The 20,631-nt window shown below is 44.8% G+C and carries 17 protein-coding genes; 10 read left to right on the plus strand and 7 right to left on the minus strand.

Annotated features, from left to right (window positions below; all coding sequences use genetic code 11):
* The first annotated feature begins 851 nt into the window (after positions 1 to 851).
* The gene (locus AB6E78_RS02120) at positions 852 to 2,288 is read left to right on the plus strand and encodes a glyceraldehyde-3-phosphate dehydrogenase (protein WP_372132503.1); all 1,437 of its coding nucleotides are present in this window, start codon (positions 852 to 854) and stop codon (positions 2,286 to 2,288) included.
* A gap of 239 nt (positions 2,289 to 2,527) precedes the next feature.
* Here AB6E78_RS02120 and AB6E78_RS02125 read toward each other — a convergent pair whose 3' ends face one another.
* A complete protein-coding gene (locus AB6E78_RS02125) occupies positions 2,528 to 3,595 on the minus strand; it encodes a 2Fe-2S iron-sulfur cluster-binding protein (RefSeq protein ID WP_372132506.1) in 1,068 nt (355 codons plus the stop codon).
* Positions 3,596 to 3,696: 101 nt separating this feature from the next.
* Positions 3,697 to 5,358 (minus strand): hydroxylamine reductase, encoded by a 1,662-nt coding sequence (gene hcp / locus AB6E78_RS02130; protein WP_372132509.1) that lies wholly within the window; start codon positions 5,356 to 5,358, stop codon positions 3,697 to 3,699.
* A 273-nt stretch (positions 5,359 to 5,631) separates the two neighbouring features.
* On the opposite strand from hcp, the gene AB6E78_RS02135 reads away from it, so the two are divergent.
* Both AB6E78_RS02135 and AB6E78_RS02140 read left to right on the plus strand, forming a co-directional pair.
* Entirely contained in the window at positions 5,632 to 5,862 is a 231-nt protein-coding gene (locus tag AB6E78_RS02135) for a hypothetical protein (protein WP_372132512.1), read from the plus strand.
* Between the two features lie 53 nt (positions 5,863 to 5,915).
* Positions 5,916 to 7,079 (plus strand): carboxylesterase, encoded by a 1,164-nt coding sequence (locus AB6E78_RS02140; RefSeq protein WP_017061778.1) that lies wholly within the window; start codon positions 5,916 to 5,918, stop codon positions 7,077 to 7,079.
* A 393-nt stretch (positions 7,080 to 7,472) separates the two neighbouring features.
* Here AB6E78_RS02140 and AB6E78_RS02145 read toward each other — a convergent pair whose 3' ends face one another.
* From AB6E78_RS02145 to AB6E78_RS02155, 3 genes are all read right to left on the minus strand, one after another.
* The gene (locus AB6E78_RS02145; protein WP_372132566.1) at positions 7,473 to 8,087 is read right to left on the minus strand and encodes a LysE family translocator; all 615 of its coding nucleotides are present in this window, start codon (positions 8,085 to 8,087) and stop codon (positions 7,473 to 7,475) included.
* Positions 8,088 to 8,214: 127 nt separating this feature from the next.
* On the minus strand, positions 8,215 to 9,135 hold the full coding sequence (locus AB6E78_RS02150) for a LysR family transcriptional regulator (protein WP_017061780.1): 921 nt from the start codon (positions 9,133 to 9,135) through the stop codon (positions 8,215 to 8,217).
* The gene (locus AB6E78_RS02155; RefSeq protein ID WP_372132515.1) at positions 9,129 to 9,590 is read right to left on the minus strand and encodes an Lrp/AsnC family transcriptional regulator; all 462 of its coding nucleotides are present in this window, start codon (positions 9,588 to 9,590) and stop codon (positions 9,129 to 9,131) included. The genes AB6E78_RS02150 and AB6E78_RS02155 overlap by 7 nt, the downstream gene beginning before the upstream one ends.
* Before the next feature lie 254 nt (positions 9,591 to 9,844).
* Here AB6E78_RS02155 and yjeH point away from each other — a divergent pair, with 254 nt between their 5' ends.
* A complete protein-coding gene (yjeH, locus tag AB6E78_RS02160; RefSeq protein WP_372132518.1) occupies positions 9,845 to 11,116 on the plus strand; it encodes an L-methionine/branched-chain amino acid transporter in 1,272 nt (423 codons plus the stop codon).
* A gap of 46 nt (positions 11,117 to 11,162) precedes the next feature.
* Here the strand turns inward: yjeH and AB6E78_RS02165 are convergent, their stop codons facing one another.
* Entirely contained in the window at positions 11,163 to 12,620 is a 1,458-nt protein-coding gene (locus tag AB6E78_RS02165; RefSeq protein WP_065585005.1) for a PLP-dependent aminotransferase family protein, read from the minus strand.
* 90 nt (positions 12,621 to 12,710) lie between these two features.
* Between AB6E78_RS02165 and AB6E78_RS02170 the strand changes: the two genes are divergently transcribed.
* Together AB6E78_RS02170 and AB6E78_RS02175 are read left to right on the plus strand one after the other, a co-directional pair.
* Entirely contained in the window at positions 12,711 to 13,370 is a 660-nt protein-coding gene (locus tag AB6E78_RS02170; RefSeq protein ID WP_017061784.1) for a pyridoxamine 5'-phosphate oxidase family protein, read from the plus strand.
* Between the two features lie 82 nt (positions 13,371 to 13,452).
* On the plus strand, positions 13,453 to 14,379 hold the full coding sequence (locus AB6E78_RS02175; RefSeq protein ID WP_372132521.1) for an urea transporter: 927 nt from the start codon (positions 13,453 to 13,455) through the stop codon (positions 14,377 to 14,379).
* 10 nt (positions 14,380 to 14,389) lie between these two features.
* On the opposite strand, the gene AB6E78_RS02180 is transcribed toward AB6E78_RS02175, so the two are convergent.
* A complete protein-coding gene (locus tag AB6E78_RS02180; RefSeq protein ID WP_017061786.1) occupies positions 14,390 to 15,397 on the minus strand; it encodes an AraC family transcriptional regulator in 1,008 nt (335 codons plus the stop codon).
* Positions 15,398 to 15,530: 133 nt separating this feature from the next.
* Between AB6E78_RS02180 and AB6E78_RS02185 the strand changes: the two genes are divergently transcribed.
* The 4 genes from AB6E78_RS02185 (at position 15,531) to AB6E78_RS02200 (ending at position 20,304) form a co-directional block, all read left to right on the plus strand.
* On the plus strand, positions 15,531 to 15,881 hold the full coding sequence (locus AB6E78_RS02185; RefSeq protein WP_017066493.1) for an MFS transporter: 351 nt from the start codon (positions 15,531 to 15,533) through the stop codon (positions 15,879 to 15,881).
* A complete protein-coding gene (locus AB6E78_RS02190; protein ID WP_136973822.1) occupies positions 15,875 to 17,098 on the plus strand; it encodes an HlyD family secretion protein in 1,224 nt (407 codons plus the stop codon). Before AB6E78_RS02185 ends, AB6E78_RS02190 begins: the two co-directional genes overlap by 7 nt.
* A 680-nt stretch (positions 17,099 to 17,778) precedes the next feature.
* The gene (gene codB / locus AB6E78_RS02195) at positions 17,779 to 19,017 is read left to right on the plus strand and encodes a cytosine permease (RefSeq protein WP_372132524.1); all 1,239 of its coding nucleotides are present in this window, start codon (positions 17,779 to 17,781) and stop codon (positions 19,015 to 19,017) included.
* A gap of 9 nt (positions 19,018 to 19,026) precedes the next feature.
* Entirely contained in the window at positions 19,027 to 20,304 is a 1,278-nt protein-coding gene (locus AB6E78_RS02200; protein WP_372132527.1) for a cytosine deaminase, read from the plus strand.
* The last annotated feature ends 327 nt before the right edge of the window (positions 20,305 to 20,631 follow it).

The following is a 20,631-nucleotide window of genomic DNA, read 5'->3' on the forward strand; positions in this document are numbered from 1 at the left end:
ACATTAACAGGGGGTTATTGATCAAATTGGATATGAACAAATGATACTCTGAGCCCAGAACGAAAAATTAGAATCAACAGGCATCCAAAACAGGGCTTTAAAGCGGAGGAGTCTGCTTTACTAAGTGAGATTGAGACAAGCCGATTTTAGACAAGTGAACGTTACGTGAGAGAGGTCTACTCGAGGAGGTTTCTACAAATGAGATGTAAGCAAGCGAGGTTTTAGTGAGCAAAATGTAAACAAAAGACGTTTTCTCCAGTTATTATCACCGGCATAACAAGTACACATCCACATTCTGCGGCTCAACTAGACTGTGAATAATGACTCTGCGTGCTAACAAAGTGGATAGTTAGGTTAAAATTGTGACATCCAATCGTTTGCGTGATGCACTTTTCACACTCAAGCTAGGCTTATTCAAAGGTCAAACATCAATACTCGTTAATTCCCTTATTTATCGTTTACTGTTTACGTGTAACTTGAGTTAGCGATCACACCTTTAATGTTCAATATGACCTGTATTACATATTATCCTTTGAATTGAGTATTTTTTGACGAAAAATAAGTGCTACAGATTATTAAAGTCAATAGTCTTTATCGACGTTCAAATCTTGATTTATGGCTAATATAAAGCCAATTTACAGACATTTTGTCTGCATTTATTTTTCCTAGCAGAATAACCCGTCGTACCTTACAATCCTGCCACATAAAAATTACAAGTTACACACAAGGTATATCAGCACATTTAAGTGGCAATAAAGACCACAGACTGATGCCTCAAATCCCCTATGCTGATTGGCTTCCCTACAACCGCCATGAATGCAGAAACTTAACGTGAAAGGTCCCGAGTAAAGATGAGTCCCGAAAAGCACCTCCTAGATTGGCAAACTAGTCAAACCATTGCTGAATCCATCGCTCCAACTTTAGGTCAGTTATACCGTCAAAAAGGCGTAGAAGTTATCCTCTTTGGTAAGACCTTAGTTAACGCGACAACTATCGACATCATCAAAGCTCACCGCATCGCAAAACGTTACACTGGTTCTCCTCTTACAGCAGAACAGACTCAACCTATTATTCAACACCTTCTCTCTATGGACTTATCTCCATGTCGTATTGATGTTGGTCGCCTTGCGCATTCATTCTGGCAAGATCGCGAACACACACATGGGTTGGATGATTTCCTACAAACTGCACTTATCGAATCGCTTGAAGGCGATGCAATGACAGAACCTCGTGACGTTGTATTGTACGGTTTTGGTCGTATTGGCCGACTGCTCACTCGTCTGTTGATCGAGAAAAGTGGCCCGGGGTACCCACTGCGTTTACGTGCAATCGTTGTACGCGGCGGCAAAGATGGCGACCTAGAAAAACGTGCAAGCCTGCTTCGTCGTGACTCTGTACACGGCCAATTCAACGGCAGCATTGTTGTAGACCAAGAACGCAAAGCGATCATCGTTAACGGTAACTTCATCCAAGTTATCTACGCAAACAAACCAGAAGAAGTGGATTACACGGCTTACGGTGTTGAAAATGCACTTGTGGTTGATAACACAGGCGTATGGCGTGACGTGGAAGGCCTGAGCCAACACGTTGCGTGTAACGGTGCGAAGAAAGTGCTACTGACTGCACCTGGTAAAGGCGACATCAAGAACGTGGTATTTGGTGTGAATGAAAATGTTATTCAGCCAGAAGACACCATCATCTCTGCAGCAAGCTGTACTACTAACGCAATCACGCCAGTATTGAAAGCGGTTCACGACAAGTTTGGCGTGCTGTCTGGTCACATCGAAACGGTGCACTCATTTACCAATGATCAAAACCTAATCGATAACTTCCACTCGGGTGATCGTCGTGGTCGTGCTGCATCATTGAACATGGTACTGACATCGACTGGCGCTGCTAAAGCAGTATCAAAAGCGATGCCGGAAATGGAAGGTAAGCTAACAGGTAATGCGATTCGCGTTCCTACGCCAAACGTTTCAATGGCAGTTGCGAACCTAAACCTTGAGAAAGGCACAAACAAAGAAGAGTTGAACGAGTACCTGCGTGAAATGGCGCTGTCTTCTGCTTTGTCTGCACAAATTGATTACACAGACTCGACTGAGATTGTATCTACCGACTTGGTTGGCTCTCGTCACCCAGGTGTGGTTGACGGTGTGGCGACTATCGCACAAGACAACCGTGCCGTGCTGTACATTTGGTACGATAACGAGTTTGGCTACAGCTGCCAAGTTGTTCACTGTATGGAACAGATGATGGGTGTACGCTACAAGACATACCCAGAAGTTTAATTAACTTCGCTCTTGTAGATACGTCCATCGCAACAAGCTCCACAACATAATAACTATATCTGCGAAGTCTGTATGGACTTCGCAACCCCTTTTGTTTTACTCCCCCGTATAAACAAGAGGGTTGCCACTTAGATCTGCTCTCTCTAACTGATCTAGGTGGCCTTTTTACATCTAGCGCCCTAACTTTTATCGCTATAATAAGATCTTGTCTTCATCACTCTTGCACAGCTTTACGTCTGTTATAACTCAACCTCAACATCTGACTGAATCGAGCTTGAACATGCAAGCACGTAGCCCTGTTCAATCTGCTCTGGCGTCAATGTTTCTTGGCAGCTTGATTCCACAGATCCTTTGGTCACTTTGCATTTACACGAACCACAAATCCCACTACGACAAGCGATAATAATTGGAACGCCTGCTTTTTCTAATGAATCCGCCAATGGTGTGCCAGTTTCCGCTTCAACTTCAGCGCCGAACGCAGGCACAAATACCTTAACAGCACTATTCGTATCGTCAGCAATTTCGGCGTTTGACGCTTCTGATTGAGCATCCTGAGTAGCAGGAGTAAAGCTTTCTTGATAGAAGTTATCCATGTTGAACTCAAGCTCTTTCAGATAACTCTCAATATCTTGCATGAAGCCGACAGGCCCACACAGGTAAACCGTTCTATCTAAGATATCTGGGCTCAGTTTCACCAACCAGTTTTTATCTAAACGACCTTGAGGGGCGGTTGTTCCTTCGTTGTCTTTTAACAGCAGTTTTAAGTTGAAATTCGCATGTGATTCATCGAGCTGATGAAGTTCTTGAAAGTAGATAGTCTCAAGCTTGTTGCGTGCCATGTGGACGAAATCAATCTCAATGTCACTGTCACTGTCACTGTCTTGAGACAGCCAATATTTTACCATCGCCATTACGGGTGTAATGCCACAGCCCGCACTCACTAGCGTTACTTTCTTTGTTGCCGTTGGCATGCAATCAATACAGTTAAACGAGCCTGCCGGCTTCAACACAGAAACCTCGTCACCTTCATCAAGCTCATCAACAATAAAGTTCGAAACCAAGCCACCTTCCACACGCTTGACCGTCAACTTCAGGCGGTTATCTTCGGGGCAAGAAGCCACGGAATAAGCACGGTAATCCGTTTTCGTCGGCATATCTAAACCCAAGGTGATGAACTGACCGGGCTTAAAATTGAAATGTAAATCTTGTGGAATACTGCCAAGCTCAAAGCTGACCGTATCTGGCGTCTCGTGCCATTTCTTTAAACACACTAAATTGATTGAATCGCTATCCGACCATGCATACATAGTTCACACACCTCACTGATACTAAAGAATTAAATCTAAAAAGCCCCGCCGCTGCACGTTCCTAGAGAACAGCAACAACGGGGCTTGGGAGTGGGCTTAGATTAAGCCGCTAAGATTGTTTTAAGATCTTGCTCTGGCGTTGAGATAGAACGCATATCGAACTCGTCTTGAATAATCTTTAGTAGGTTTTCAGTTAGGAATGCAGGCGCTGTTGGGCCTGTGTAGATACCTTTCACACCCAGTGCGAACAGAGTAAGCAGGATAACGATCGCTTTTTGCTCGAACCAAGAAAGAACAAGTGTTAGTGGTAGTTCGTTGATGCCACAATCAAACTCTTGAGACAGCGCAAGAGCAAGCTGAATCGCTGAGTATGCATCGTTACATTGGCCAACATCGAGCAGACGTGGAATACCGTTAATGTCGCCGAATTGGTTTTTGTTGAAACGGAATTTACCACATGCCAATGTCAGGATTACTGAATCTTCTGGCGCTTGAGCTGTGAAATCTGTGTAGTAGCTACGTTCAGATTTGTCGCCGTCACAACCACCCACTAGGAAGAAGTGTTTGATGTTGCCTTCTTTCACTTGTTCAACAACCGCAGGCGCTGCTTCCATCAAGGCGTTACGACCAAAACCGACAGTGATCATTTGCTCGATCTCGTCATGCTTAAAGCCTTCTTGCGCAAGAGCACAATCGATCACTGCACTGAAATCGTCACCTTCAAGGTGAGCAACACCCGGCCAGCCTACGATGCTACGCGTAAATAGGCGGTCAGCGTACGAGCCCACACCTGGGTTAAGCAGACAGTTAGATGTCATTACGATCGCTCCTGGGAAGTTCGCAAATTCTTTTTGCTGGTTCTGCCAAGCGCTGCCGTAGTTACCCGCAAGGTGTGGGTACTTGTTTAGTTCAGGGTAGCCGTGTGCAGGTAGCATCTCACCGTTGGTGTAAACGTTAATGCCCTTGCCTTCCGTTTGTTGAAGGATCTTTTCTAGATCATGCAGGTCGTGACCAGAAACAAGGATACAGTGACCTCGCTTCGTCTTCACATTCACGGTTGTTGGTTGAGGGTGACCGAAGGTATCTGTCTCGCCTTTATCCAACATTTCCATGACCTTGTAGTTCATTAAGCCGATCTGCATAGACGTATCTAACAGTTGTTTTAGGTCTGATGGATCTGTACCTAGGAACGCCATGATTTCATGGTATTCAGCGAAAATAGCATTATCAGTTTGACCAAGAACACGTGCGTGCTCCATGTAAGCTGCTGCACCTTTTAGACCGTATAGGCAAAGAAGGCGAAGACCAATCACATCTTCGTGTTGAGAGTCGTGACCACGGTTTACCGCCGCTTGAGGGGCAAGCGCCAATAGCTCTGAAGAGTCCGTTGGAAGGTCGAATTGAGCAGCAGCAGAAAGCGCTGGGATCTCAAAACCAATCAATGTCGCTGCCGCGCGAACCTGTTGCTCTAAACGCTGCTTGAACTCATGGGACTGTTGTGCGAATTCGATGATACGAGCAGGGTCGAAGTTAACGTTGGTTAGTGTTGCGAAAAACGCTTTTGGCGCCCACTCGTCGATTTCAGTATCAATAACATCACACGCACGGCCCAAATTGGCCCAAAAAGAAACACCTTGAAGAGAATGCACCAACACGTCTTGAAGGTCGGATACTTCCGAAGTTTTACCACACATACCTTGTGCGAAAGAACAGCCTTTTACGGTTGGGGTTTGAATTGTTTGTTCACATTGAATACAGAACATATAAGGGCTCCAGTAATTTTTATTAACTGTAAGTACTTTGCTTACAGTGACTTATTCCAACCCTTATAGAGCATCAAGCGTGCCAACTTTTAACATATTGATTTTATTAAACTTAGTTTTATTCCATTTTTTTAGTGCGTGATTATGACTACATATAAACTCCCTAACAGCACACATCCGTGTCATAGTGACTCTCAGAGATTTATTAACGGCGTTCATGTTTCGTTCAGAATAGAAGCGATAAAGTAACAACATAGAAAAAGAGGAATGAATATGAAAAATATATTAGTTACGATTGTTGCATTGTTTACTGGCCTTTTGGCGTTATTCACAAGCTTGATCCTTGCTATTCCTTTAGCTATTGCAGCTTTAATTACTGGCAAGCGCATTCAGAATCAAATGAAGAAACAAGGTTTCGCAGCTCATATGAACACTCGTCAGTCATCAACCAATGATGCCGGTGTTATTGAAGGTGAATACGAAGACCTTTCACGCAAAAAGTAACCTAAACTTTAGTTTCAGACATAGTGAAAGCACAACAGAGACAAGATTACATAATGCAAAGAAAGCCCCTCCTAGCACTGCTGGCCTTAACGACTTTAAGCCTCGTTGGTTGTTCCAACGAGACACCGATACCCGCTTACGAAACATCTCCAGACTTGCCTAGCTATCAGCAAGACAGCTTTGATGCCTACGTCAATGACACACAAGATTGGTTATTGAAAAACCGCGTGTTCATGACGGAAGACAAGCAACTCGAGATCCAACTCAATTCACCAACCGAGTATCAACCAACCTCGCCAAACGGCAAGGCGGTATTATTGGTTCATGGATTAGGCGACTCACCTTACTCATTTAAAGACATCGCTACCCATTTGGCAGAGCAAGGTTACTTAGTGAGAACCGTATTACTTCCGGGTCACGGCAGTCGCGTGGGTGATTTAATGCAGCCGAGCCTAGAAGATTGGCAAGGTGTGGTGGCTCATCATACGAAGTTACTTGAGCAAGAGTATGATTCTGTTTGGCTAGGCGGCTATTCAACCGGCGCGAACCTCGTGACTTCACAGGCGATGAACGATCCAAAGATCTCTGGGTTACTGCTGTTCTCACCTGCGTTTCAACCGAGCTCGTCTGCCGTTCAATACGCGGGACTAGCAAGCTACTTTGTCACTTGGGCGGATCAAGATCCTGAAGACAATGTGTTGCGTTACAACTCGTTGCCAATGAATGGTGCATCGGTTTACTACGAGACATCAGAAGTCGTACGTGGTGACTTACAAGATAAACACTTCGATAAACCAGTTTTTATTATGATGAGTGAAGGCGACAGCGTGATTGACACCAACTACGTTCAGCAAGCCTTTACTGAATCTATGCCGAATCCAAACAATGTGTTGGTTTGGCAAGGAGAGACGACTCTCGAGGATCCTCGCGCTGTTCAGTACAGCATGAAGATCCCAGAGCAACGCATCTCGAACGGCTCTCACATGGGCTTACTGTTCTCACCAAACAACCCTTATTACGGAATCAATGGTAGCGAGAAGATTTGCTCCAATGGTCAGGCAGAAGGGTTTGAAGAACAATGCAATGCAACCAGTGAGGTTTGGTACTCAGCTTGGGGCTATCGTGAAGAAGGGAAGAACCATGCGCGTTTGACCTACAACCCCTACTTCTCAGACTCGATGGCGAAGCTAGATGCCGTACTGAACTCTGAAGGCTAATAAGCTCAAGTCTTCCAAAAGCTAATCCAGAGAAATCAAAAAGGCTCACTAGATAACGTCTAGTGAGCCTTTTTTAATGAGTGTCGTTTCTGGTGAACGTCTAGGGTCTGTTGACCTTTAGAGCTGATTTTTGCAGCACTTTGTGGGAAATTTCTACAAGGCAGAGGCTTTGAAGTGTAGCTAGCCTACATGAGAAGCCGATAACGCAGTAGAAATGAACCACAAAGGCTGCCCGAAGGGTTCGGCTAGAATCGTTTTATGCTTTGTTAAGAAGTATTAACTTAGAATGACTAGGCTACATACTCCTTGCCGCGCCTAAAACGATTCTATCTCGAACAAAATTTAACCACTAAAAGTTAACAGACCCTAGTTACTTATTCTTATCGTTTACTGCTATATCGTCCACACCACGCGAACAGCAAGCAGGATCAGCACCACGCCAGATAGTCGATCAATCAACTGAGCTTTCGAGCGAATACGTTCAACAATCAACGGGCTAGACAGTACCAAGGTGATAAAGGTGTACCAAAGGCCGTCGACAATCAGCGGCGTTGAGACAATAATCACTTGATTGGTCAGTTCATTACCTAGCGCTACAAATTGGCTAAACAGAGCGATGAAGAACAATGCGATCTTTGGGCTCAAGATAGAGATCAAGAAAGCCTCACGAGCAGACTGCATGTAACTCATCTTTTCACCCGCTTCTAATTTCGCGGCAACACCACCTTTCGAACGTAACGCATTAACGCCAAGATAAAGCAGATAAGCAGCCCCCGCTAAGCTAATACCTTTAAATAACATTGGGGATTGCTCAAGCACAAGGGCTAAACCAACAATGGTTGCGAACGCATAAATACCGATACCAGCAGCGTGTGACCAAGCTGCGATAAGCCCGTTCATACGGCCACCAGCCAAACTGTGTTTAGCGATCATCGCCAAGCTTGGGCCCGGAGACATTGCACCCAACAAGCAAATCGCTAATAAAGAAAACCAAATTGTTACTGTCATCATTCCATTCCTAATAAAATAAAGCGTTCCAGCTGAACGCTCTACGCTTAATACTCAATACTTGGCACTTACCATAATTCGCAGGAGGTATTATTTGAAATCAAAGATTATCATCACACCTATGATTTCAAGTCATACTGATATTGTAACTCGACTTTTGCATGGCTTGGAATGCTTTTTCTCGCGCCCATTTGTGGGCAGAGTCGTTGTCATATTTAGGATGCCACATTAACCAATAGGTATGCATTTCCGTATCAAATGGCAACGAAAAGTAGGTAGTATCGAGGTGTCGACCTAGGTTATAGGCGATATGTTCTGGCACGATCATCAGATAGTCGTCTTGCAATAACACAGTACCAGCAGATGAAAAGAACGGAACCTGTAAAGCCACTCTTCGCTTCAGCCCTTGCTTCTTCAATGCTATGTCCGCGTAACTGTCTTTATCTCCACCACCCGTCACTTTGATGTGAGAGTAGTGAACAATATCTTCTGCACTCAAAACCGCTTGTTGAGCCAGCGGGTGCGACTTTCGCATCAAACACACCGACTTATCTTCACCAAGTTTGATACTTGAGACATGTTCTGGCTTTGTGGGAAACATACTGGAAGCCAAATGAATCCCAGACTCGTTCAGTGCTTCAAGGTAGTTTGGCTGCCACAATCGATAAGCCAAATTAATGTTCGGCGCTTCAGCAGACACCTCTGCCACAATCACAGGAAGAATATACTGAGCGACATAATCACTCGAAGACAACACCAATTCACCCTGCCAGTCTTGCGGCTCGAAGGGTTTATCATCTAACAGGTGGTCAAACTCGCCAAGCAGGTCGTCGAGTTTACCTTTGAGTAGCAATGCACGGTTGGTCGGCACCAGTTTGTTGCCGTCACGGACCAGCAAAGGGTCGCCACACAAATCACGTAACTGGCTGAGCTGACGGCTCACCGCGGATTGTGTGATATGCAAACGTTGGGCGGCACGGCTCACATGACACTCTTCAAGAAGTACATGCAGTGAACGCAGTAGGTTTAAGTTGATATTGCCTAACATGAATGCACCGTCGCATTCTGTTTGTTGAAAAACTCGGTCAAAACCGTATGAGTCATTAAGTGGCGAAGATCCAGGTAACTTTGCAGCTGATCGCGAACTCGGTTCAAGCTCTCCATGCTTTCCACTTCCACGTACAACATCATATCTGTCTCACCGCTAATAGAGTGGCACCATTGCACCTCATCAATACTCTGGATTTGTTTCGCGTAAGACTCACAACTATGGTCACTACTCGACATGTCGAACTTCAACAAGATATAAGCGCACACATTCTTCGTTTGGTTGGGTTCTGCCACTTGAGCGCAGTAGCCCGTAATCACTTTGTCGCTTTCCAGTTTCTTGATTCTGGCGTTCACCGCTGAGCGCGAGAGGCTGACATCTCGGGCGATATCGCTCACTGAGCATCGTGCATTGGTTTTGAGAATATCCAAAATCTGGCGATCAAATTTATCCATGCTTCTGATTCTTTTCATTTATTGTTCTATTTATAACGCCTAATTTGACACAACTTTCCTACTTATAACAGCCATTCTGACAGCCGACACTTTCACACTGAATCGGATTAATACCGTTAAAATGACGGTGTCTTACGACGTTTCGCTAGCTGTATTATTGATGTCAACAATGTATGCTCTCAATCATAACTTGTCACACACCAGAAGAAAGTTACTGGAAGACCGTGACCAGAATCAAATAGCTAGGAGAGCGAATGACACAACTCAAACAAGAAATCACGCTTATTTCAGGAATCGGACAACTCTCGACGACCTTGCTAGGCACTGGATTATTTATGATCCCTGCGATCGCAGCAGGCATTGCAGGACAGTTGTCTCTTCTCGCTTGGTTAATCCTGTTTATCGCTATTTGCCCGATTGCACTGACCTTCGCATCATTAGGAAAACGCTACCCGAATGCAGGTGGTACTGCCTATTTTGTGCGCCAGGCGTTTAGCGAGCGATTAGAAACAAGCGTGGCGTGGTTGTTTGTGAGTGTTATTCCTGTCGGTATTCCAGCGGCCATTGCACTGGCTGGTGGTTTTGCTCAACAATTGTTACCCGCACCTCTCGATACACCACTTGGTGCTCAATCCTTTACCGTCGCCCTGCTTATTGCCGTCAATTTGATGGGCAGTAAATCTTCTGGCCGACTGCAAACCGTGATCGCATTGTCGATTTTTGCCTTAGTCAGCGCTTTTGTTTGGAAAGCCGACATCACGGCAACCGATGTTGCTCTTCCTGCCATCTCATCCAATTCAATGTGGTCTATCGGCGCTGCTTTAGCTGTCATGTTTTGGTGCTTTGTCGGAATAGAAGCTTTTGCTCACATGGGAGAGGAATTCAAAAATCCACAACGTGACTTCCCAATCGCCATCATTGCAGGCTGTTTTGTTGCGGGGCTAGTGTACTGGGCTTGTTCAGTAGTGATTCTTAAGCTGGGTGCTTTCGGTTCATCTGAATTCGATGCCGCATCCATCCCTTGGGTAACAGAACAACTGTTTGGTAATGGCTTCAAAACCGTCATCAGCGTGCTGGGGTTCTTTGCTTGCTTTGCCAGCCTAAACCTTTACACACAAAGCCTGTCTCGGATGATCTGGGCTCAGGCCCGCCAACACAGCCCTGCAAGTCGAATGGCTCAACTGAACAGCCGCGGCGTACCGCTCTACCCAACGTTAGCAATTGGCTTTGTCGTGCTTATTTCGTGTGTGATTGGTGAGCTGTCTAATTTAGACCTTGAGTTCTTTCTCAAGCTCGCCAACGGTATTTTTGTTCTGGTTTATCTGCTCGCAATGTTAGCCGCTTGCCGATTACTAACAGGCGCATCTAGATACACTGCCATGCTTTCATTGGTCATCTGTACCTTGGTGTTTATCTGTTTAAGTTGGTCGATGCTCTATGCTGTGACTGTTTTTGTGACATTGTCACTCCCTTGGCGAAAGTGGCTATGTAAAGGTAAACCCACCGTCTCTATCGACAAGTTGTAACTCGATTCGTGATGAATCAGAAAATGGTAAACAAGCCCTACCAATATTACTGATAAAAAAGCCGAGCGATCTGTTTGATCTTCGGCTTTATGTCAGCCAATCGGATATTTCCAAACCCCAACACCACCCCACTCCAATCACGAGCATCACTTGATCCATATTCATAAAAATCAAACGGACGAATGATGATATTTTCAAGCTCAGCTCTATGACTCCATTCAGTCTCAGATATACCTTGATACCACTTCACGGTCACATGTAGCCCTGCTGCCTGACTGATCACTTCAAGATCACCGTTAAACTCGCTTTCAATCGCTTCTATCATGGCTTCATACTTGAGTTTGTATGACCGACGCATCTTTCTAATATGACGCAGCAAGTCGCCTTCTCGAACAAAATCCGCCAAAGCTTCCTGTGTGTGGGACGCCGTGTCTCCAGTAAGCGCGTCTTTGATCTCAAGACACTTCGCCACCAGACTTTCTGGTACCACTAAGTACCCTAATCGAAGGCCATTGAACATAACCTTACTCAGAGAGCCGACATAGATGATGCGATCATCGAACCCCAACTTTCCCGCCAACCCTTGCATGCAGGTATAAGGGCGATGAGCAAACTGGAACTCACTGTCATAGTCATCTTCAATGATCCATGACTGATGTTGATTGGCCCAATCGATCAGTTTAAGGCGCTGCTCAGTATTTAAAGTCGTGCCCATTGGGTATTGGTTACTCGGTGTGACATACAGAGCCTTAGCATTACTGGCCAACACTTTCTCAATATCCAACCCCACCTTTTCACGCACACTTACACCTTCTAACTCTAGTCTCAACAGATCGATAATTTTATGTACTTGTCGATAACCGGGTTCCTCCACGAGGATTTTGTCGCCCATCGCTAACGTTGCCATTAATCCGATTGAGATGGCTTGCTGCGCACCTGCGGTGATGATGATTCTGTCGGCATTACAATGAACGGAACGACTGCTTGCAAGATACCCACTCAACGCTTCCCTCAAGGCTGAGCTTCCCTGAACCTCTTGATTGCCCGCAATGTTCTGACGTGTAGAGTGACGTTGCAGCAACCTCTGCCATTTCGCAAAAGGGAACGCATCTAAGTCAGGAACTCCTGGGGCAAAGCTGCGGTTAATGTCGTTAGGTGTCGCTATGTTTGTACTCGGTTTACTGACTGTTTGTTTGACCTTCGGATCCTGAACACTGTTTGGCTTAGACAAACTTAGAAAGTGTTCTGGTTGTTCAACCGAGACATAAAACCCTGAGCCTTGCTTACTCTCGATATAGCCTTCAGTAACCAGTTGTTCGTACGCATAAATCACCGTATTTCGACTCACCGATAACTCGACAGCCAACTTACGTGTTGAAGGTAACTTACTGCCCTTGCTCCATAAATCTTGAACGATCTTCTCTCTTATCGCGTGGAACAAGGCGGTTTGACGCGTGCCGTGTTGTTCGTCTAACTGTAGATCACCGACATCGATAGGCTGCATAACTGGATCCAAATAGTGTTTAAAAGTGGCTCTATTTAATAGACCAGTTAATCGCTACATTAATCAAAAGGCAATGATTAAGGAGCGATTATGTTATCTAACACGAAAAGAACCACGATTAAAAAAGGGGCTCACAAAGCCGTATTTGAACAAGAGAAACTGCACCAAATTATTGATGAGAGCTTAATCGCACACATTGCATTGCAGGGCGAACAAGGACCAATGGTCATCCCGATGCTCGCGTGGCGAGTGGGTGATATAGTCTACATTCATGGAGCTAAAAACAGTCGCCTACTAAAAGGACTAAAAAAGGGAGAACCAACCTGTTTAACGTTCACCTTGTTCGATGGTTGGGTGCTGGCTCGTTCGGCATTTCATCATAGTGCGCATTATCGTTCTGCTGTGGTATTGGGGTCATTTTCAGTCATCGATGACAATCAAGAAAAGGATCGCTTGTTGAATATCTTTATTGAGCAAATCGCACCGGGCAGAACCGATGAAGTGAGGCTCAGTAATGAAAAAGAACTCACTGCGACCGAGTTGTTGGCGATACCTTTAACAGAAGCTTCCGTGAAGATTGGTAAACATGGAGTGAATGATGATAAAGCCGATATGGACATTCCAGTTTGGGCTGGCGTATTACCCTATAGAACTGTTGTTGGGCCGTTAGAAACCGTTCCAGAACAAGAAGGCATCATTGAAACACCAGATTACCAACAAGCTTATGGTGAACGCTGGTATCAGAATTAACACTCGAAGATGGTGAACTTGATAAAATTGTATACAATCTGAATTGCAAAAATTTAACATGACTCAATAATGTAATCAGACGATGAAAACGAACAAGGATATTCTGCCGTTTCAAGGCTTGCTCAATGGCATTGGGCAAGTCTATTTCACACCGTCTATCATGACGTCGACTTTGCTGTTGCTTGCCATTTCTATTGAGTCACTGGCGCTGGCTTTTCTTACCTTACTTGGCGCCAGTTGCAGCTTTGCATTAGCTTTCTATGGCTATATGTACACCAACACCAACACCAACAAGTCAGTTGACGACATTGATAGTGGAATGTACGCGCTAAATGGCGCTTTGATTGGTTTATTTATCGGTAACTTTTTTGGTGTGACACCATTATTGGCTTTAGTGACTGCGTTAGGTGCATTACTCACGGTGCCGATTGCCCACATCGTATTCAGTTTTGAGAAATATCGCGGTTACACTAGCGCCTTTATCCTCACCACTTGGCTGATTTATATTATCCAATCAACCTTTGAGCTGTCAGCGTTTTCTGCACCTGATTCCGCACTGATGCCACTCATCAGTATTGAGGCTAACTCGTGGTTCAACCTGCCGACAGTGGTGATCCCGTTGTTAAAAGGGATAAGCCAAGTCAGCTTCATCGAAAATGCGTTGTCGGGGCTCGTTATCTTAGTCGCCATCGCACTCAACAATATCAAGCATGCCATTTGGGTTATGCTCGCAGTAATAATTAGCACCGTATTTAGCGGGTTGATTGGCGCTTCTAACGAACTGGTAGCCCAAGGTCTTTACGGGTACAACGCCATTCTTGCCACTTTAGCACTTGTGCCCTATCCGCGAATCCGTTGGCCGTTAATCCTATTAGGCATGCTGTTAAGCTGTCTCATCACACTTGGTTTTCATGAACTGTCACTGTTACCACTCACCGCCCCTTTCATTTTGAGTACTTGGGGGATGGTTTACTTGTCCAGCCTGATCCATAAACGAACCATAAGTTAGCTCTGAATAGTTACAGGCCAGTTTTTAGGCGCTCAACATATTGCTTGGGTGTCAAACCTCGATGTTTCTTAAACATCCGATTAAAGCTCGCGACATTGGTATAGCCGAGCCTCGTCGCGACTTTATCTATTGGCACTGAATACATCAACAACTCCACCGCCACATTACTTAACGCATAGCCCATAATGGTAGAAAAGTTGATGCCTAAGTTATGCAATCGACGTTGAAATTGCTGTTCAGATAACCCAAGCAAACTCGACACTTTATGCAGTGTTGGCAGGCCGAAATGGCGACTGTAATTGATCATCTCATAGGTCACCTTATGCTCATCCGCGGCATCAGGCATGTTGAGGTAATTATCTAAGTCATGAAAGTTCATTGCCAAGCTCATCTTGCCGCTAGAAGGGGCTTGATTGCTCGATAACCTCGACTGGCTTGGTATCCAGATTTCAGTTCGTGGCTGGCCCCACTGAATATTGCACCCAAAATACTCTTGATAGAGTTGAGTGTTCTCGCGATAACCTGCGATAGAGACGGCTGCGGGAGTAAAGTCGTCTCCCAAGTAACGCCTTAATATCTTCATCATAAAGATGGCAACTCGAATTGAGTCATGAACTTTACCCACCTCAGTATAAGCAGGATTGTCGTAGCACCATTTGATGAAATTACCGACTTGAGCGCCATATAGAAAAGCCCCGGACTGCAAACAGTGCAACCCGATGTTAACTCGGCGTATAGACGACGCCAGATCGTGCCCCGAGAAAAACCAGTTAGAGAGAGGACCTAGCCTTTCAATATCCACTCTATCAGCCAGCTTCAAGATAATATCGGAATCACCGGTTTGTTGTTCAAGTAAGCCATACCATTTGTCCACTTCACTTACGGGGATAAGGTTCATCGGGTTATTAAACACCGATTTAGGAATACCTAATTGCTCAGTATTCACAGCCTTATTAGTCGTTGCGTATTGGTAAATACCCAAAATACCCAATGCTCTTAAGAAGTTACAATTGTTCATTAGCCACCATACTTAGAAGTCACTATTACAGATCAAATCATAATGACATCATTATTAAAGTAATTGGTAAATTATCAACTTCTAAATCTGATATCAATAACACTCGGTGCTCAATTTAACCTAGGGTATATCAATGAGTTTAGTTAGTGTCCCATTTGTCGGAACCGGCGCAGATACCGCACTACACGTAGTTGCAGGCGTAGTGTTAGTCGCAACCATCGCTGCTGCATGTTACGGCTTCTGGCGTGTGCATGAATTACCAATCAACAAGGCTCACAGTAAAGAGCATCAACAACTCGGTTTGATCACCGCATTAACATGGATTGGTTTTGTATGGCACTGGGTATGGGTACTAGCAGTAATTTTGGCCTTCGTTGATATGGAAAAAGCCATCATCAATCTAAGAGACACATGGAAGTCACCGACCACAACCAAGGAGCAAACAACTTCCGACAAGCAAGATGAGGAGAGCCAAACATGTTAGAAGGCTTGGCAATTTGGGCACTGTTCATTTACTTACTCAGACTTGTTGGTATGCCTTGGAACAAAGGCACCAAGGCGTTTGCGTACCTAGGGGGTACATCTTGGTTGCTGTTTGTATGGGTTGGCCTACTCAATTTTACTCCGATGGATCTATCGGGAGGCTCAGTGGTTCAGTCTCCACATATTCAGCTGCGTCCCGATTCAACTAATGTGTCGGGAAAAACTTCCAAAGTCCACATCGACCCAAACCAGGATGTGACTGAAGGACAGCTAATTTACGAAATTGATGACACTAAATATGTCATCGCAAGAGACAAAGCCAGCGTTCAACTTGAGTCTGCAGAGGTCGCTTTAGACACAGCTCGTCAAGAAGTGAGCATTGCAAAAGTCAGCTATCAATCGGCGCTTGAAGACATCAAAGCTTCAGTCGCACAAATAGATTCGGCTAAAACAGACTTAGTACTGCAGTCAAAGACGCTTGATCGTTACCAGAAGCAAAACAAAGTGGTAGAACATACGATCACTGCAACTGACATCGACCAACAAACAGCAAAGGTAGACTTAGCGACGTATAACGTTACGACATTGGAATCTCAGCTTAGCAAGAAAGAAGTCGATGCCGAGAATGCGAAGTTGAACATCCACAAAGCTGAAACCAATGTGAGCAAGAAGCAAACTGAGGTCGATTCAGCAAAGGCAACACTGGCACAAGCACAATGGGACTTGAACAGCACCAAAGTCACGGCACCGACTGACGGCTTTGTAACGAACTTTATTCTTCGTGAAGGTCAGCGTGTTTCAATGATGCCTCGTATCCAGATGTATACCGAAGAGAAGTACGTGCTGATGCGAGTTAACCACCAAGCGATTCGTAATATTAAGGTCGGTCAACCTGCGGAATTTGCGACAGCGGTATACCCAGGAAAAGTGTTCTCTGCAACCGTAGAAGGCATTGTAGAGGCCACTGGTGAAGCGCAAGCAAGTTTGCTGGGTATCGATGAGCAGGTTCGTGTTACCACAGGCAAAAACCTTCAGAACAAGCACCACTTTGTTCGTTTAAAAATTGATGAGGCAGAGGGTTACGATATTCCTGTTGGCTCTGTCGGATTAGCGTGGGTAAGCGGTGAGAAGCCTATCAGCTTTATGGCGTTCCTAGACGTAATACGCGGGATCATCATTAGAATGAAGTCTCAACTGTACTTCTTCTACTCCATCTAATACTTCCTATTGGTGAAACAATACCCAAGCCCGTGCGCTCTTAGATCGCACGGGCTTTTTGTTTATTTCACCATTCGTCGCCAGAAAGAACACAAACCCGAAAAACGAATAAACACTCTAAAGTTGCAAATCGCAATTGCATTTTGCAACTGGGTATTGCAAAAACGCAAATTAAACGCTCAAATACGCACCAGATTGCTATAAAACTGCCGTTTTACGTGGTTTTAAAAGTTGGCACACTAACTGCAATGTATATATTGACCCTTCTTAAGCCGAGGGTCACCTAGCCAACTGACGTTGTTAGTGAACCTATTCTTGTTCACAAAATATATAGGCCAATTGCGATTATTGCGATTGGCTATTTTTTTGCCTGCAGTTTGGCCAACCGCCCTCTTTTTCGATACAGACACCCATTCAGACGTATAATAATAAGCATTCATAGCCAACCAAGAACAGCAGATAACCAACGCATTATAGAAAACGTTTTCTATTTGTTTTTTTTAAATAAAGACAGAAAATAACCCTATGTTTTACAAGATAATTACTGCAATAACTGGTTTTTATGGGCAATTATTGACAAAATTAGCATTGACTATGTGATTTATATCACCATAATGCGCAAGTTTGCCTGCAATACGGCGACCGTTAATTTTAATTTTGATCATTTGCGGAGGTAAAAAATGGCTGCTGATAATAACTACAGTCTAGGGCCGGTTCCTACATCGGCTAGGAAAGGAGTCGCTTCACTCACCATGGTAATGCTTGGACTCACTTTCTTCTCTGCAAGTATGTGGACAGGTGGTTCACTCGGGACAGGTCTTTCATTCAACGATTTCTTCCTCGCCGTTCTCATCGGTAACCTAATCCTCGGTATTTACACTTCTTTTCTTGGCTACATCGGCTCATCTACTGGCCTCTCTACCCACCTCCTTGCTCGTTTCTCTTTCGGTACTAAAGGCTCATGGCTTCCTTCTGCTTTACTTGGTGGTACACAAGTCGGTTGGTTTGGTGTGGGTGTTGCGATGTTTGCTATTCCAGTACAAAAAGCAACGGGCATTGATACCAACACCTTGATTATCGTATCTGGCTTATTGATGACGGGTACAGTGTACTTCGGCATTAAAGCGCTAATGGTGCTTTCAGCGATTGCAGTGCCTGCGATTGCGATTCTGGGTGGTTACTCAGTACTGACTGCGGTAGACAGTGTTGGTGGACTAGAGCAATTGCAACTTATTAAACCAGAGACGCCAATGGACTTTTCAATGGCTCTTACAATGGTTGTAGGTTCGTTCGTAAGTGCGGGTACGTTAACGGCCGATTTCGTTCGCTTTGGTAAAAAGCCAGCAAGCGCAGTATTAATTACTATGGTTGCGTTCTTCATCGGTAACTCGCTGATGTTTATCTTCGGCGCAGCAGGAGCAGCAGCAACCGGTCAGGCTGATATTTCAGATGTGATGATCGCGCAAGGTCTGCTGCTTCCAGCCATCATCGTGCTTGGCTTGAATATCTGGACAACCAATGAAAATGCACTTTATGCATCCGGTTTGGGTTTATCTAACATCACTGGTCGCTCAAGTACTACAATGTCAATCATTAACGGCATTATCGGTACGATTTTCGCACTTTGGTTATACAACAACTTCGTTGGTTGGTTAACCTTCCTTTCGCTGGCGATTCCACCCATTGGTGGCGTAATCATCGCCGACTTCTTCGCGAACCGTAAACGTTACAAAGATTTTGCAAATGCAGAGTTCCAAACCGTTAACTGGGCTGGCATTATCGCGGTAGCAACAGGCGTAGCCGCTGGTCACTTCCTACCTGGCGTTGTTCCTTTGAACGCAGTGTTAGGTGGTGCAATCAGTTACCTCGTGCTTAATCCTCTATTGAACAACAAAGCTCTGAAATCTCAGGCCGCTTAAGGACACACTATGACAACCTTATTAATCAAGAACGCGAAACTTCAAGACCAAGAAGGCTTGAAACAGATTCTGATTGAAAATGGTCAATTTTCTCGCATTCTCGATAATGGCGCGCAAATCAATCATCAAGGCGACATCCTTGATGCTGAAGGTGGCATTGCAGTTACTCCTTTCTGTGAACCGCACATCCACCTAGATACTACTCAAACTGCTGGTGAGCCTAACTGGAACATCTCTGGCACTTTGTTTGAAGGTATTGAGCGTTGGGCTGAGCGCAAAGAACTGCTATCAATCGAAGACGTAAAGTCTCGTGCCAAGCAAACACTGAAATGGCAGATAGCTAACGGTGTTCAACACGTTCGTACACACGTTGATGTGTCTGACCCAACACTCGTTGCGTTAAGAGCGATGGTTGAAGTTCGTGAAGAGATGAAAGCGTGGGTCGACATCCAGATCGTTGCATTCCCTCAAGAAGGTATTCTTTCATACCCTAACGGCAAAGAGTTGCTTGAAGAAGCAGTGAAGATCGGCGCTGACGTTATCGGTGCTATCCCTCACTTCGAATTCACTCGTGAATACGGGGTTGAATCTTTGCATTATGTGTTCGAGCTTGCACGCAAGTACGACTGTCTGATCGACGTTCACTGTGATGAAATCGACGACGAACAGTCTCGCTTTGTGGAAACATTAGCAGCCCTTGCTCATAAGTTTGAAATGGGCGAGAAAGTAACTGCTAGCCACACCACTGCAATGGGTTCGTACAACAGTGCTTACACATCTCGCCTGTTCCGTCTATTGAAGATGTCAGGTATCAACTTCGTGGCAAACCCGCTAGTGAACATTCACTTACAGGGCCGTTTCGACGATTACCCGAAACGCCGCGGTGTAACGCGCGTTAAAGAGATGCTAGCAGCAGACATCAACGTTTGTTTTGGCCACGATGATGTGTTTGACCCATGGTACCCACTGGGCACAGCGAACATGCTTCAAGTTCTGCACATGGGACTGCATGTAACACAGGTTATGGGCTACGACCAAATCAACAACTCACTTGATTTGATCAGCAAGAACTCTGCTCGCACATTGAACATTCAAGACAACTTCGGTATCGAAGAAGGTAAGCCAGGTAGCTTGCTGATTCTTCCTGCTGACAATGGCTTTGATGCAGTACGCCGCCAAGTACCAGTGCAGTACTCAATACGCCACGGTAAGGTGATTGCAGAGACTCAACCAGCGAAAACAAAAATAAATTTAGATCAAACTGAAGATATCAACTTTAAGCGTTAATATCGTCTATACTAATGATCAAAAGGAAGCTGAGATGCTTCCTTTTGTTGTGTTGGACGAAGCGACAAAACTATCACTAAATCAGTGTAAATCTTGTACATTCGCACGGTATGACAAAAAAAGCACAAATTTCTTAAGCAATGCGTGTACATCTCAAAAGACTGTGTTAACATGCTCTCGCTCTGTTAGCCGGAGTTATTTAAGTTAGATGAATAGTAAAAAATTGACATGTAAAATCGTTACCCGTTTTTGTAAGTAGTTTTTCCTTATTTCTTAGCAATATTAAATAATTCAATTATCAGCGCATTGCATTAAATGCAATCAACA

Origin of the sequence: Vibrio sp. 10N.247.310.98 (genome assembly GCF_041467395.1) — a bacterium.
Lineage (GTDB): Bacteria > Pseudomonadota > Gammaproteobacteria > Enterobacterales > Vibrionaceae > Vibrio > Vibrio crassostreae_C.